Annotated in this window: 12 protein-coding genes; 6 read left to right on the plus strand and 6 right to left on the minus strand. The window is 74.0% G+C overall.

Features of this window, described 5'->3' with window-relative positions; genetic code table 11:
- Positions 1–11: 11 nt before the first annotated feature.
- On the minus strand, positions 12–842 hold the full coding sequence (ppgK, locus tag P696_RS46185) for a polyphosphate--glucose phosphotransferase (RefSeq protein WP_034485542.1): 831 nt from the start codon (positions 840–842) through the stop codon (positions 12–14).
- Positions 843–936: 94 nt separating this feature from the next.
- On the opposite strand from ppgK, the gene sthA reads away from it, so the two are divergent.
- Positions 937–2,436 (plus strand): Si-specific NAD(P)(+) transhydrogenase, encoded by a 1,500-nt coding sequence (gene sthA, locus P696_RS46190; protein ID WP_084337653.1) that lies wholly within the window; start codon positions 937–939, stop codon positions 2,434–2,436.
- A gap of 144 nt (positions 2,437–2,580) precedes the next feature.
- Here sthA and P696_RS0117215 read toward each other — a convergent pair whose 3' ends face one another.
- Positions 2,581–3,000 (minus strand): SsgA family sporulation/cell division regulator, encoded by a 420-nt coding sequence (locus P696_RS0117215; RefSeq protein ID WP_026413300.1) that lies wholly within the window; start codon positions 2,998–3,000, stop codon positions 2,581–2,583.
- Between the two features lie 364 nt (positions 3,001–3,364).
- On the opposite strand from P696_RS0117215, the gene P696_RS46195 reads away from it, so the two are divergent.
- The 4 genes from P696_RS46195 (at position 3,365) to P696_RS46200 (ending at position 7,739) form a co-directional block, all read left to right on the plus strand.
- Positions 3,365–3,655, plus strand: a complete 291-nt coding sequence (locus tag P696_RS46195; protein ID WP_034485338.1) for a PGPGW domain-containing protein — start codon at positions 3,365–3,367, stop codon at positions 3,653–3,655.
- 120 nt (positions 3,656–3,775) lie between these two features.
- Positions 3,776–6,358, plus strand: a complete 2,583-nt coding sequence (locus P696_RS0117225) for an ATP-dependent Clp protease ATP-binding subunit (protein ID WP_026413301.1) — start codon at positions 3,776–3,778, stop codon at positions 6,356–6,358.
- Between the two features lie 20 nt (positions 6,359–6,378).
- Positions 6,379–7,056 carry a VIT1/CCC1 transporter family protein gene (locus P696_RS0117230; RefSeq protein ID WP_026413302.1) on the plus strand — a complete coding sequence of 226 codons (678 nt, stop codon included), beginning with the start codon at positions 6,379–6,381 and terminating at the stop codon, positions 7,054–7,056.
- 113 nt (positions 7,057–7,169) lie between these two features.
- A complete protein-coding gene (locus tag P696_RS46200; RefSeq protein ID WP_034485339.1) occupies positions 7,170–7,739 on the plus strand; it encodes an HdeD family acid-resistance protein in 570 nt (189 codons plus the stop codon).
- A 115-nt stretch (positions 7,740–7,854) separates the two neighbouring features.
- Here the strand turns inward: P696_RS46200 and P696_RS52550 are convergent, their stop codons facing one another.
- A complete protein-coding gene (locus tag P696_RS52550) occupies positions 7,855–8,379 on the minus strand; it encodes a hypothetical protein (RefSeq protein WP_051467782.1) in 525 nt (174 codons plus the stop codon).
- A gap of 150 nt (positions 8,380–8,529) precedes the next feature.
- Positions 8,530–9,054, minus strand: coding sequence for a hypothetical protein (locus P696_RS0117245; RefSeq protein WP_034485341.1), 525 nt, complete (start codon positions 9,052–9,054; stop codon positions 8,530–8,532).
- A gap of 74 nt (positions 9,055–9,128) precedes the next feature.
- Between P696_RS0117245 and P696_RS46210 the strand changes: the two genes are divergently transcribed.
- The gene (locus P696_RS46210; protein ID WP_051467783.1) at positions 9,129–12,116 is read left to right on the plus strand and encodes an ATP-binding protein; all 2,988 of its coding nucleotides are present in this window, start codon (positions 9,129–9,131) and stop codon (positions 12,114–12,116) included.
- A gap of 79 nt (positions 12,117–12,195) precedes the next feature.
- Here the strand turns inward: P696_RS46210 and P696_RS0117255 are convergent, their stop codons facing one another.
- Together P696_RS0117255 and P696_RS46215 are read right to left on the minus strand one after the other, a co-directional pair.
- On the minus strand, positions 12,196–12,735 hold the full coding sequence (locus tag P696_RS0117255; protein ID WP_026413304.1) for a toxin-antitoxin system HicB family antitoxin: 540 nt from the start codon (positions 12,733–12,735) through the stop codon (positions 12,196–12,198).
- An 83-nt stretch (positions 12,736–12,818) separates the two neighbouring features.
- Positions 12,819–13,892 (minus strand): rod shape-determining protein, encoded by a 1,074-nt coding sequence (locus P696_RS46215; RefSeq protein WP_051467784.1) that lies wholly within the window; start codon positions 13,890–13,892, stop codon positions 12,819–12,821.
- Between the last annotated feature and the right edge of the window lie 220 nt (positions 13,893–14,112).

Raw genomic sequence — 14,112 nt, forward strand, 5'->3', positions numbered from 1 at the left:
CCCGAACGGGGTCAGTCCCCCGGAACGGGAGGACGTTCGGCCTCGGCGGCCTTCGCGGCGGCGGCCAGAGCGGCTTTCCCGGCCGGCTTGGGAGTGGCCTTCCCAGCGGCCCGCGCCGCGGCCATGGCCGCGCCGACGATCCCGGCCGTGTTCTGCAGACCGGCGGGCACGATCGGCGCCCGGACGCCCTCGATCAGCGGCAGGAACCTGTCCGCCTTCCGGCTCACGCCCCCGCCGAGGATGATCAGCGACGGGCTGATGAGGCCCTCCAGCCGCGTCAGGTACTCGCTCAGCCGTCCGGCCCATTGCTCCCAGCTGAGGTCCTTGTCCTTGCGCACGCGCGCCGCCGCGCGATGCTCGGCGTCCTTGCCGCGGATCTCGATGTGCCCGAACTCGGTGTTCGGCACCAGGGCGCCGTCGACGAACAGCGCGCTGCCGATGCCGGTGCCGAGCGTCAGCAGGACGACCGTCCCGGCCCGCCCGCGGCCCGCTCCGTGCGTCATCTCCGCGACCCCGGCCGCGTCCGCGTCGTTGAGGAGGGTGACCGGCCGCCCGGTGACCCGGGTGAGCAGGCCCGCCGCGTCCAGCCCGATCCAGCCCGGGTCCACGTTCGCGGCGGTCATGGTGGTGCCGTCGATCACCACGCCCGGGTAGGTCACCCCGATCGGGCCGTCCCCGCCGAAGTGCTCGACGACCTGCGCGACCGCCCCCGCGACAGCCTCCGGGGCGGACGGCTCGGGCGTCGGCACCCGCAGCCGCTCGGCCGTCAGCTCGCCCGTGGCAAGGTCGACCGGCGCGCCCTTGATGCCCGACCCACCCACGTCGACGCCCAGCATCTCCATGCCCACTGCCTACCCCCGCTCGTCCCGGTCCAGGCTAAAGATCATTCCAAGACGGGCCTTACGGGAACACGGGACCTTCGCCACACTGGGGGGCGTGTACGACTTCGACATGCTCGTGCTCGGGTCCGGCCCCGGCGGGCAGCGCGCCGCCATCGCCGCGGCCAAGCTGGGCCGCCGGGTGGCGGTCGTGGACCGCCGCGACATGATCGGCGGAGTCTGCATCAACACCGGGACGATCCCGTCCAAGACGCTGCGCGAGGCGGTGCTGTACCTCACCGGGCTGAGCCAGCGGGAGCTGTACGGGCAGAGCTACCGGGTCAAGGAGGACATCACCGTCGCCGACCTCGGGATGCGCACCCGGCACGTCGTCGGACGCGAGGTCGACGTGGTGCGCAGCCAGCTCGCCCGCAACCACGTGACCGTCCTGCCCGGCACCGGGCGGTTCCTCGACCCGCACACGGTCGGGGTGACCTCGGGCGCGACGCCCGAGGCGGCGGGCCGGGAGACCAAGGTGAGCGCGGAGCGGATCGTGATCGCGACGGGCACCCGTCCGGCGCGTCCGGACTCGGTGGCCTTCGACGACCGGACGGTGATCGACTCCGACGGGATCATCCATCTGGAGCACATCCCACGGTCCATGGTGGTCGTCGGCGCGGGCGTGATCGGGATCGAGTACGCCTCGATGTTCGCCGCGCTCGGCACCAAGGTCACCGTGGTCGAGCGGCGCGAGCGGATGCTCGACTTCTGCGACCTGGAGATCGTCGAGGCGCTGAAGTACCACCTGCGCGACCTCGCGGTCACCTTCCGGTTCCGGGAGACCGTCGCGTCCGTCGAGCGGCGCGGCCGGGGCGCGATCACCGTCCTGGAGAGCGGCAAGCGCATACCGGCCGACACGGTGATGTACTCGGCGGGCCGGACCGGGGAGACCGACCGGCTGAACCTCGCCGCCGCCGGGCTGGGCGCGGACCGGCGCGGGCGGATCGCCGTGGACGGCGACTACGCCACCGAGGTCCCGCACATCTACGCGGTCGGCGACGTGATCGGGTTCCCGTCCCTGGCGGCGACGTCGATGGAGCAGGGACGGCTCGCCGCGCACCACGCGTGCGGCGAGCCGGTCGCCCGGATGGCCGAGCACCAGCCGATCGGGATCTACACCATCCCCGAGATCAGCTTCGTCGGGCGCACCGAGGACGAGCTGACCGAGGCGAAGATCCCGTTCGAGGTCGGGGTGTCGCGGTACCGGGAGCTGGCCCGCGGCCAGATCATCGGGGACTCCTACGGGATGCTGAAGCTGCTGGTCTCGCCGGAGGACCGGTCGCTGCTCGGCGTGCACGTGTTCGGCACCGGGGCCACCGAGCTGGTGCACATCGGGCAGACCGTGATGGGCTGCGGCGGCACCGTGGACTACCTGGTCAACGCGGTGTTCAACTACCCGACCCTCGCCGAGTCGTACAAGGTCGCCGCGCTCGACGCGATGAACAAGATGCGGCACGTGGCGCGGCTCACGGAGCTCACCGGGGAGTCGCCCGGCGGGATGACCGCCGAGCCGGGCGCGGCGCCGGTCGCAGAGGCGGACGCCGGGCCGACCGGTTGACCGGTCGGCGGGCCGGGCGCGTGTGGGCCGGAGGGGGCGGGGAACCGGGGGAGTGAAGTCCCGCCGCGTCGTGCGGGCGACGTTCCTGTGCGGCGCTGTGGGGACGGCGGGCGAGGTCCGGAGGGCCGGGCCGTCCCGGGCCGGTCAGGACGACCAGAGCAGCGTGGCGAGCTCCGCGTCGATGTCGATGAAGCGCGGCTCCTGCCCGGCGGGCACCACCTGGTAGGTGCGGTGCAGGAAGTCGGCCAGCGGGCTGAGCGGGGCCTCGAAGAGCGCGTCGCCGAACGGCGAGCTGAGCGCGATGTCGAGGGTCTCGTCGTCGTCGGCCGAGGGCCAGACCGCCACGTCGCCGTCCCCGACGCGGCGCACGATGCCGACCGTGAGGAGCTCGCGCGCGAAGATCCACTCGACCGGCTCGTCGTCGCCGACGTAGAAGGCCATCCGGATCGCGTAGGGGTCGTCGGCCGCGTAGGACAGGCCGGCGAGCAGGGGGACGGTGGTGCGGTCGGGGACGACGAGGCGGAGGCCCAGCTCGGCCGAGACGGTGGTGCTGCTGCTGTTCATGGCCATTCCTTCGGACGTCGGTCCCGCGGTGCGCGCGGGCGTTGGGTGGGAACTTCACTCCTCTCACGGATGTCCCCGCGATCTATGACGCGTAACTGGGCCGAGTTGTGGGAACATTCCGCCGCCGGTGGATCGTGTGACCAATATCACGTCCGAACATTCAAGGGCTGACCTGGGCAATCGGATCATTTCGGCGCTCCGGGTCGTTGTGTTCTTGAGACGGACCCGACTCAGGCCCGCTAAGGCCGCCAGGGCCCGTCCCGGACCGAAAAAAAGCGGGCATGATGGGCATCATGACCATCGCCCCCTGACCTTGGGTAAAAGCGTGGCTATTGACATGGAAAAGGATCGACCGAGGCGCCGGATGGAGCGATTCCAGGCTCGCGTCCGCCGCAACCGGGCGACCCACCTCGCCTGGCGCGGGGGCGTGCTGGTCGTCGGCACCGCCGTGCTCGCCGTCGGCGTGGTCATGATGGTCACGCCGGGGCCGGGCATCCTCGGCATCGTGCTCGGCCTGGCGATCCTCGCCACCGAGTTCGTCTGGGCGCAGAGCGCCCTGCACCGCGCCCGCGTCGCCGCCGACAAGGCCAAGGAGAAGGCGTTGGCGAAGGCGCGCGGCAAGCGCTCCCGCCGCGCCGCCGCCGAAGAGGACTGACCGGAGGCCCCGGCCGGGAGCGGGGGCTGAGCGGCTGTTTACCCAACCAGGTGCCCGACCTGGTGTTATGGCCCGTCCTCGGCGGAAACGACGCCCTTGTCGTCGTTCTTGGGGGGCTCCGTGACCAACTCGCCGTTCGGATCGTTCTTCGACGATCCCTTCCGGGGCTTCGACCTGCTCGGCGGACGCGTCTTCGGCGGCGAGTCCTGGCCGCCGGCGCGGCCCGGCGTCCAGCGGGTGGACGTCGGCCGCCTGCTCAGCGAGCAGGGCCGGGAGCTGCTGGTGCGCGCCGTGCAGAACGCGGGCGAGCGCGGCGCGCCCGACCTGGACACCCTCGACATGCTGAACGCCGCCGCCCAGGCCGACCCGCCGCGGTCGCTGCTCCGCGCGGCGGGCGCCGACCCGGACGGCCTGACCAAGGCGATCGACGAGGCGCTGTCCGGAACGCCGGGATCGCCGCCGACCACGTTCACGCCGTCCGCCAAGCGCGCCCTGCTGGACGCGCAGCGGATCTCCAACGCGCTCGGCTCGTCCTACATCGGGCCCGAGCACGTCGTCCTCGCGCTCGCCGCCAACCCCGACGCCGCGTCCGCGCGGCTGCTGGCGTCGCAGGGCGTCACCGTGGACGACCTCCAGCGGGCCCTGGCGGGCGAGCAGCGGGAGCGGTCCGCGACGTCCGGCGGGACGTCCCGCGCGGCCGGGACGCAGCGCAGGGGAGAGGGCGGCGCCGAGACCCCGACCCTGGACGAGTACGGCCGCGACCTCACCGAGGAGGCCCGGCAGGGCCGCCTGGACGCGGTCGTCGGCCGCGAGGACGAGATCGAGCAGGCCGTCGAGGTGCTGTCCCGGCGGACCAAGAACAACCCGTGCCTGATCGGCGAGCCCGGCGTCGGCAAGACCGCGATCGTCGAGGGCATCGCGCAGCGGATCGTCAACGGCGGCGTCCCGGACACCCTCAAGGGCAAGCGCGTCGTCGCGCTCGACCTCACCGGCATGGTCGCCGGGTCCAAGTACCGCGGCGAGTTCGAGGAGCGGATCAAGAAGGTCATCGACGAGATCCGCGAGGACTCCGACAACCTGATCATCTTCATCGACGAGGTGCACACCCTGGTCGGCGCGGGCTCGGCCGAGGGCGGCATGGACGCGGCGAACATCCTCAAGCCCGCCCTGGCCCGCGGCGAGCTGCACGTCGTCGCGGCCACCACGATCGACGAGTACCGCAAGAACATCGAGAAGGACGCCGCGCTCGAGCGCCGGTTCCAGCCCGTCCTGGTGTCCGAGCCGACGGTCGAGCAGACCGTGGAGATCCTCGCCGGGCTGCGCGACGCCTACGAGGCGCACCACCAGGTGCGGATCACCGACGACGCGCTGGACGCCGCCGCGACCATGTCCGACCGGTACATCACCGACCGGTTCCTGCCGGACAAGGCGATCGACCTGATGGACCAGGCGTCCGCGCGGGTCCGGCTGCGCTCGTCGGTGCCCGCCGCCGACGTCCGCGAGCTGGAGGACCGGCTCGACACGCTGCACCGCGACAAGGACCAGGCCGTCTCCGGCGAGGACTACGACCGGGCCAAGGAGCTGACCGCCGAGATCGACCGCCTGCGGCCGGAACTGGAGTCGGCCCGGCGCGGCCACGACCGCTCGCCCGAGGTCACCGCCACCGACATCGCCGAGGTGGTGTCACGGCGGACCGGCATCCCGGTCGCCCAGCTCACCGAGGAGGAGCGGGACCGGCTGCTGCGGCTGGAGGAGCACCTGCACGAGCGGGTCATCGGCCAGGACCGGGCGGTCGACGCGGTCGCCGAGGCGGTCCGCCGGTCCCGCGCGGGCCTGGCCGACCCGGGCCGTCCGATCGGCAGCTTCCTGTTCCTCGGCCCGACCGGCGTCGGCAAGACCGAGCTGGCGCGCGCCCTCGCGGACGTGCTGTTCGGCGGCGTCGACCACATGATCCGCATCGACATGTCGGAGTACCAGGAGAAGCACACCGTCGCCCGGCTGGTCGGCGCGCCGCCCGGCTACGTCGGCTACGAGGAGGCGGGCCAGCTCACCGAGGCCGTCCGGCGGCGCCCGCACAGCGTGGTGCTGTTCGACGAGATCGAGAAGGCCCACCCGGACGTGATGAACATCCTGCTCCAGGTGCTCGACGACGGGCGGCTCACCGACGGCCAGGGCCGGACGGTCGACTTCTCCAACACGCTCGTCATCATGACGAGCAACATCGGCGCGCAGATGATCCTGGACAACACCGGCGGCGAGGACGAGCTGCGCGAGAAGCTCATGGACCTGCTCCAGCACACCCTGCGCCCGGAGCTGCTGAACCGGATCGACGAGGTCGTGATCTTCGACCGGCTCGGCCGCGAGGAGCTGCTGCAGATCGTCGACCTGCTGCTGGACGACACCGAGCGGAGGCTCAGGGGGCAGGGCGTCGAGCTCATCGTGACCGTCCCGGCCAAGGAGGACCTCGCCGAACAGGGCTACCAGCCGCAGTTCGGGGCCCGTCCGCTGCGCCGGACCGTCCAGCGCCAGGTCGACAACCAGCTGTCCCGCATGCTGCTGGGCGGCGAGCTGACCGATGGCGACACCGCCATCGTGGACTACATCGACGGCGGCCTGGACTACCGCGTCGACCACGGGCGCGAGAGGTCCGGCGCCGCCCCGGCCACGTCCGGCGCCGGGGGCCCGGGGCCCGACGGCACCTGACCGGACGTCGGGAGGACCCGGTGGGGAACGACAACTTCAACGACCGCCTGAACTGGCTGCGCGCGGGGGTGCTCGGCGCGAACGACGGCATCGTCTCGACGGCCGGGATCGTCGTCGGCGTCGCGGGCGCGACGGCCCACGAGTCCACGCTGCTGCTCGCGGGACTGTCCGGCCTGCTCGCCGGGTCGCTGTCGATGGCGGCGGGGGAGTACGTGTCGGTGAGCACCCAGCGCGACACCGAGCGGGCCTTCCTGGCGACCGAGCGGCGCGAGCTCGAGGACGAGCCGGAGGCCGAGCTCGACGAGCTCACCGAGGCGTACGTGGACAAGGGCCTGTCACGGAAGGTGGCCCGGCAGGTCGCGATCGAGCTGACCGCCCGCGATCCGCTCGCCGCGCACGCCGCGATGGAGGCGGGCGTCGACCCCTACGGGCTCGCCAAACCGTGGGAGGCGGCGCTGGCGAGCTTCGTCGCGTTCACCGTCGGCGCGCTGCTGCCGCTGCTCGCGATCGTCCTGCCGCCGCCGTCCGTGCGCGTGTGGATCACCGTCGTCTCGGTCGTGATCGGGCTCGTGATCTGCGGCTGGACGAGCGCGCGCCTCGGGGACGCGCCGCCGGGACGGGCCGTGCTGCGCAACGTCCTCGGCGGGTTGATCGCGATGGCGATCACCTACGCCGCGGGCAGCCTGATCGGCGCCTGACCGGCGCCCGACCGGGCTTGGAGCGCGGCCCCGATCTTCGTGTCCGTGAGATTTTGCCCATCCTGGGCGCGGCGCTGGTGTTGCGCGCAGCCGGACGCGGACAGGTCTCCGGCATGATCGGTCAACTCAGCCGCCATTGGTGGGCACTGCTCATCCGGGGCGTCTTCGCGATCCTGTTCGGCGTCCTGGCGTTGTTCTGGCCCGGCATCACGGTCTGGGCGCTCACCGTCCTGTTCGGCGCGTACGCCCTGGTGGACGGCGTGATCGCGCTGGCCGGGGCGTTCAGCGGCGTGGAGGGCGAGTCGCGCGGCTGGCTCGCGGTCGCCGGGGTCTGCGGCATCCTGCTCGGCCTCATGGCCTTCATCTGGCCCGCCGCCACCGCGCTGGTGCTGCTCCTGCTGATCGCGTTCTGGGCGGTGATCGTCGGCGTCCTGGAGATCGTCGGCGCGATCCGGCTCCGCGCGGAGCTGGACGACGTGTGGCTGCTCGCCCTGGCCGGTGTGGTGTCGGTGCTGTTCGGCCTGGCGCTGTTCATCTGGCCCGCGTCGAGCGCGGTCGCCCTGGCCTGGCTGATCGGGCTGTTCGCGATCGTGATGGGCGCGGTGATGATCGGCGCGGCGTTCCGGCTGCGCAAGCTCGGCGAGCAGATGAACGCGCACCGCGTCGGCGGCCAGCTCAGCTGACACTCGCGCGCGTGACACTCGCGCGCGCGTGCGGGTGAACCCGGGTCCGGCGCGCGGACCCGGGCTCGTCGCCTGCGCCCCACCCGCGGGAGTGTCGGCTCCGTCCGCGGGAGCGTCAGCTCAGCGTGTCGCAGAGATTCTCGACCGTGGCGCCCGCGGGATGGATGATCTTGTTCCCGTCCGCCGTGCGCTCCACGCTGAAGCGGCCGTGCACGACGTATTCGCCTGCCGGATACCCGACGTTGCCCTGCTTGATCCCGAGGGTGATTCCGCCGTCGATCCGCATGCGCAGCGTGCCGTCCTTGAGGTAGTGGAACCACCCGTATCCCGGTACGTCCCGCTCCACCGAGTGGCCGTTGCCGGTGAAGCGGACGACCAGATCCCCCCGGAACTCCTGCCACTGGATCGTGCCGTCCGGGTAGGTGGAGAGGGTCCGCACCTCCTCCTCGTCCTTGACGATGTCGCCGCTCACGGGGAACGCGCACACCCCGACGTCGACGAACGGCTGGGCGCGGTACGGCTGCCAGTCCCCGCGTTCGTCGGCCGACGCCGGCGATCCCGCCCAGACGAGGCCCGCACCGCAGGCGAGGGTCGTCGCGGCCAGCGCCGCGCGCCGTCCGGCACTCCGTGAATCGAACAAGAGGCACCTCCAGTTCGCTGAGTCTGCCGAACCAGCTTCGCACCCCCGGTACGGAAGGGGAACGGCGCGCGCCACGACGTTCAGGACATGCCGGTGTCAGGCGGACGTGTCGGCGCCCGGCCGCGTGTCGGTGTCAGGACCGTGTCGGTGTCAGGACAGGGTGTCGCAGAGGTTCTCGACCGTGGCGTGGGCCGGGTGGACGATCCGGTTGCCGTCCGCCTTGACCTCCGCGCTGAAGCGGCCGTGCAGGATGTAGTCGCCCGCCGGGTAGCCGACGTTGCCTTGCTTGATCCTGAAGCTGAACCCGCCGTCGAGTCGGGCGCGCAGCCCGCCGTCCTTGAGGTGGTGGAACCAGGCGTACCCCGACACGTCCCGCACTACCGAGTGGCCGTTGCCGGAGAAGAGCAGGACGAGCGGCCCCCGGAACTCCTCCCACTCGACCTTGCCGTCCGGATAGGTGGAGAGCGTCCGCACCTCCTCCTCGTCCCTGAGGATGTCGACGCGCACCGTGAACGCGCACACCCCGACGTCGACGAACGGCTTGGCCCGGTACGGTCGCCAGTCCCCGCGGCCGTCGGCCGACGCGGACGGCCCGGCTCCCACCACGCCCGCGCCGCACGCCAGGGCCGTCGCGGCGAGGGCCGCCCGCCGCCCGGCACTTCGTGAATCGAACAATTGGCACCTCCGGTTCGCTGGGTCTGCCGGACCAGCCTCCCGATCTCCGGTACAGGACGGGTATAACGCGTGCTGTGAAGTTCAGCGTCCTGGGCTCCCTGGAGGTGCGGGACGGGGAGCGCCCGGTGGCCGTCGGCGCCGGACGGCCGCGGCTGCTGCTGCTCATGCTGCTGGCCGCGGCGAACCGGACGGTCACCGACGACGCGCTCACCGACGGGCTGTGGCCGGACGGCCCGCCTGCGTCCGCGCGCAAGAACCTGCACTCCTACGTGCACCAACTGCGCCAGATCATGGACGATCCGGGACGGATCGTCCGGGACGACACCGGGTACCGCCTGACCGCCGCGGACGGGGAGGTCGACGCGCGACGCTTCGAGGACCTCGTCGCGCGGGCGCGCGAGACCGGCGACCCGCGGCGGCGCGGCGCGCTGTTCGCCGAGGCCCTCGGGCTGTGGCGCGGCGCGGCCTTCTCCGGCCACGCCGACTCCGCCCGGCTCCGGGACGAGGCGCTGCGGCTGGACGAACTGCGCCTGACGGTCGTCGAGGAGCACGTCGAGGCCGACCTCGCGCTCGGACGGCACGAGCGGCTCGTCCCGGAACTGTCCGCGCTCGTCCGGAACCATCCGCTTCGGGAGCGTCCCGCCGCGCAGCTCATGGTCGCGCTCTACCGTTCCGGGCGGCGCGCCGAGGCGCTGGAGGTGTACCGCGAGGTCCGGGCGCGGCTCGCCGACGAGCTCGGCCTGGACCCCTCGCCCACGCTGCGCGGGACGCACCAGGCCGTCCTGACCGGCGACCCGGCACTCGATCTCGAGGAGACGCCGCCCTGGCGCGGGCCGCGCTGCCCGGTCGAGGACGTCATCGGCCGCGACCGCGAGTGCGCCGACCTCGCCCGGCTCGTCCGGACGCGCCGCCTGGTCACGGTCACCGGGCCCGGCGGCGTCGGCAAGACCACGGTCGCGCTCCGGGTCGCCGCCCGGGACGCGCCGCCCGGCGGGGTCGCGGTGCTGGCGCTCGCGCACCTGTCCCCCGACGACGACGTGTTCGCCGAGCTCGCCGCGCTGCTCGACGTCGCCGGGAACGGCGAGGCCGCCCGGCTCGGCGTCGAGGAACGGCTGCGCGGACGCGGGCGGCTGCTCGTCCTGGACAACTGCGAACACCTGGCCCACGCGTGCGCCCGGCTGGTCGCCCGCCTCCTCGCCGCCTGCCCTGACCTGCGGATCCTCGCGACCGGGCGGCGTCCGCTCGGGGTGCCCGGCGAGGTCGTCCGGCCGCTCGCGCCGCTGCCGGTGCCCGCCGCGGGCGAGGTCACCGACGCCGTCCGGCTGTTCACGCGACGGGCCTCGGAGTCCGCGCCCGGCGTGGACCTGGAGGCCTTCCCCGGCGCGGCGGGCCGCGTCTGCCGGGCGGTGGACGGCCTGCCCCTCGCCCTCGAACTCGCCGCCGCGCGGCTGCGCGCGTTCGCCCCCGACGAGCTCGCGAACCACCTGGAGGACGACCTCGCGCTGCTGTCGGCGGGCGGCACGGCCGTCGAGCCCCGGCACCGGACCCTCGCCGCCACCATCGACTGGTCCTGCCGCCTGCTGGACGAACCGGGCCGCGTCCTGCTCGCGCGGCTGTCGGTGTTCCACGACGGGTTCACCGCCGACACCGCCCGCCGGGTCTGCTCCGGTCCGGACCTTCCGGGCAAACGCGTCCCGGCCGTCCTCGCCGCGCTGGTGGACGACTCGCTCGTCCAGCCCTACCGGGGCGCCGCCGGGCCCCGGTTCCGGCTGCTGGAGACCGTCCGCGACCACGCGCGTGACCGGCTGGACGAGCGCGGTGAGACCGCCGTCCTGCGCGACCGGCACCTGGCGTACTGGCTCGACCGGGCCCGCGCCGTCCACGGCCGCGCCCCGGACGACCGGCTCGAGGGGCTGCGCGCCCTCGGCCCGGAGGTCGGCAACCTGCGCGCCGCGCTCGGCCACGGCTTCGCCGCCGGGGATACCACGCGGGCCGCCGAGCTGGTCCACGCGCTCGGGCTGTTCTGGGTCCTGGAGGTCACCCACCTCGGCGAGTTCGAACGCTGGGCGGAACGGGCCGCCGCGTCCGCGCCCGCCCGGCTCCGTCCGGCCGTCGACCTCACCCGCGGCGCCATGCGCGTCTGGCGCGGCGAGTTCGCCGAGGCCGCCGAGCTGCTGCGGAGCAGCATGGACGGCCTGGCGGGCAGCTGCCCGGTCCCGCACACCGACACGCCGATCACGCTGCTGGAGTGCATGTTCCGCACCGCCGACCCGCGCGCCCTGACCGGCCACGAGGCGATCCTCGCCGGGCTCGGCCGCCACGACCTCGCCGAGGGCCGCACCCGCGCCGCGGGCGGCCTCACCGAGTGGGGACGCCCGGACCTGGCCGCCGCGCTCCTGGACCGGTTCGACGCCGACCGGGCGGGCGCGCCGGTCATCGCCCAGGTCATCGCCGTCCGGACGCGCTGCCTGCTCGCCCTCGAACGCGGCGACCTCGCCGAGGCCCGTCGCTGGGAGGACGCCCTGCGCGACCGGCACGTCCTGCGCGGCCCGGCCACGCATCCGCAGCGCCTCGCATGGACGGTCGCCCTCCGCCTGCTCGCCGAGGACGACCCGGACGCCGCCCGCCGCGAACTCCGCGCCGCCATCGACGCCCTCGACGCCGCCTACCCCGGCGCGTACGCGGCGACGTTCCCGCTGCGCGCGCTGCTCGCCGAGTCGCTCCGCCGGACGGGCCGTCCGGACGAGGCGCGTCCCCACCTGGCCCGCGCCCTCGACGGCGCGGCGCGCGGCAGCAACCACCTGTCCGCGCTGACCGCCGTCGTGATCGCCGCGCTCACCGCCGCGGGCCTCGGCGACGCCGCGGGCCCCGACCTCGCCCGCCGCTGGGACGCCCTGCGCGCCCCGGCCGGACTGGCCGCGCCCCTCGGGCTGTCCGCCCAGGTCAAGGAAGCCTTCGGAATCGACCCGTCGGCGCGTCCGCCGGACCCGTCCGCGACCTGGTCGCCCCGGGCCCTCAGATCCCTGACCGACCGCGCCCGAGCCTGGGCCGCCGGAACCTGAACCGCCAGGCCTGACCCGCCGGGCCTGAACCGTCGGAACCTGGGCTGCTGGAACCTGAACCGCCGGGTCGTCCGCAGGGTCAGCGCACCCAGCCGGTGTATCCGCGCACGCTCTGGGTCTGCGGCGGCCGTTCGGCGGCGCCGGTGGCGGGGCCCCGCTCGAACGCTCCGGCGATGGCGCGGACCAGCCAGGCGTTGACCGAGAGGCCCTGGCGTCCGGCCGCCTCCTCCACGCGCGTCTTGAGGTGCTCGGGCAGCCGCAGGGTCATCCGCGCGGTGCCGCCGTCCTCCACGGGCGGGGGCCCGGCGGGCGGCGCGACGGCCTCGTGGACGCCCTCCATCCCGGCGCCGGACGGCTGCCCGACGGGCGGCGCGGTCTCCGGCGGCGTCACGACGAACGCGGGGTCGCCGCCGCGCAGCCGCACCTCGACCGAACCCGGCGCGAGGTCGCTGGTGATCTCGTCCGCCGCGGCCGACAACGCCTCCAGCAGCGTCAGCCGGACCGACGCCTCGAGCACGCCCGACAGCCGCTCGGCCAGCGCGCGCGCCTCCGGCCCGCCCGCCTCGGCGGCGACCGCGAACTCCCGGCGAAGGTTCTCCACGTAGGGCAGCAGATCCATGCGCACAACTATGACGCCACATTGACGTCACGTCAAGCCAGAATGACGTCACACGCCCTCGTGGGTCGGCAGGGACGCGCAGGTCAGGACGCGGGGAGCCAGGACGGCCTGGCCCCCGGCCAGATCAGCCGGGGCGACCCGGCGTAGAACCGCCGCACCGCCGGGGGCAGGGTCTCAAGGTAGCGGGCCACGCCGGTGACCACCGCGTCCTCGGCGTCCACCGCCACCCGGACGGGGAGGCCGGTCGCCTCGCGGAGCACCAGGGGCAGCCCCTTCAGCCGCGAACCGCCGCCCGTGAGCAGCATGCCCGTCGGGATGATGTCGGCCGACAGCTCCGGCGGGCACAGCGCGAGCGCCGTCCGGACCGTCCGGACGATGTCGGCGACCGGGGCCGCGACGGCCCGCTCCACGTCGGTGGACGACAGCACGGTCGCGCCGGGCAGCCCCGTCACGAGGTTCCGGCCGTGCACGACCATCCGGCGGGAGCGCTGCTTCCCGCGCGGACGCGCCGCGCCGACCCTGAGCTTGGCCTCGTCGGCGGTCTGCTCGGCGATGAGCAGCCCGTCCCGGTGCCGGATCAGGGTGGCGATCGCGCGGGACAGCGCGTCGCCCCCGGCCAGGGAGTGGTGCGCGCAGATCAGCCCGCCCCAGGCGAGCACCGCCACGCTGGTCGCGGTCGCCCCGACGTCCACGACCATGGTCGCGTGCGTGCCCTCCACCGGCAGGTCCGCGCCGAGCGCGGCGGCCATCGGGGTCGGGACCAGATGCGCCTGCCGGGTGCCGACCGAGTACAGCACCTCCCGCAGCGCCCGCTCCTGGACGTCGGTCAGCGTCGTCGGCACGGCCACCGCCAGCCGCGGCTTCACCAGGTACGGACGCCTGCCCTGCGCGGCCCGGACCAGGCGGCGCAGCAGCCGGGAGGCGGGCTCGGTGTCGACCGGGATCCCGGCCTCGAACGGCCGCTCGAACCGGACCCAGGGCAGCGCGCGCCGCCGCATCTCGGCGGCCGAGTCCCCGGCGGCCAGCATCCGCCCGGTGCGCGCGCAGGTCGCCAGCAGCGGCGGCTGCGCGACGACCTTCCCGCGTCCCCGGACGTGCACCCGCACGCTGCGGGACCCGAGGTCGATGGCGATGTCGGGGGAGAAGACCGGGTTCATGTCCGTCGCCCTCCCCGTGGCCTGGCGCCCGTCCGCACTGGTCGCGGGGGCGGCGGGGAGGGATGGGCCGTGGGGCCTGGGGCCCGGAGGGCCGGGGTTCGGGAGGCCGGACGGCGGTGGACCGGAAGGGGAGCGCGCAGCGCGGGAATGCCCATGATCGTTTCTTGCCCGCGACGGGGTCCGGACCAAGTCAAAGCCCGCTCATGATTCGGCTCAAAAC

This window comes from Actinomadura oligospora ATCC 43269, assembly GCF_000518265.1.
GTDB classification, from domain to species: domain Bacteria; phylum Actinomycetota; class Actinomycetes; order Streptosporangiales; family Streptosporangiaceae; genus Spirillospora; species Spirillospora oligospora.

Bases quoted from the DNA above. Each gene is read 5' to 3' on its own strand.
- P696_RS46200 (WP_034485339.1), top strand. From the start codon at position 7,170: ATGATCGGTCAACTCAGCCGCCATTGGTGGGCACTGCTCATCCGGGGC.
- P696_RS46215 (WP_051467784.1), bottom strand. From the start codon at position 13,892: ATGAACCCGGTCTTCTCCCCCGACATCGCCATCGACCTCGGGTCCCGC.
- P696_RS0117215 (WP_026413300.1), bottom strand. From the start codon at position 3,000: ATGAACAGCAGCAGCACCACCGTCTCGGCCGAGCTGGGCCTCCGCCTC.
- P696_RS0117255 (WP_026413304.1), bottom strand. From the start codon at position 12,735: ATGGATCTGCTGCCCTACGTGGAGAACCTTCGCCGGGAGTTCGCGGTC.
- P696_RS46195 (WP_034485338.1), top strand. From the start codon at position 3,365: ATGGAGCGATTCCAGGCTCGCGTCCGCCGCAACCGGGCGACCCACCTC.
- ppgK (WP_034485542.1), bottom strand. From the start codon at position 842: ATGGAGATGCTGGGCGTCGACGTGGGTGGGTCGGGCATCAAGGGCGCG.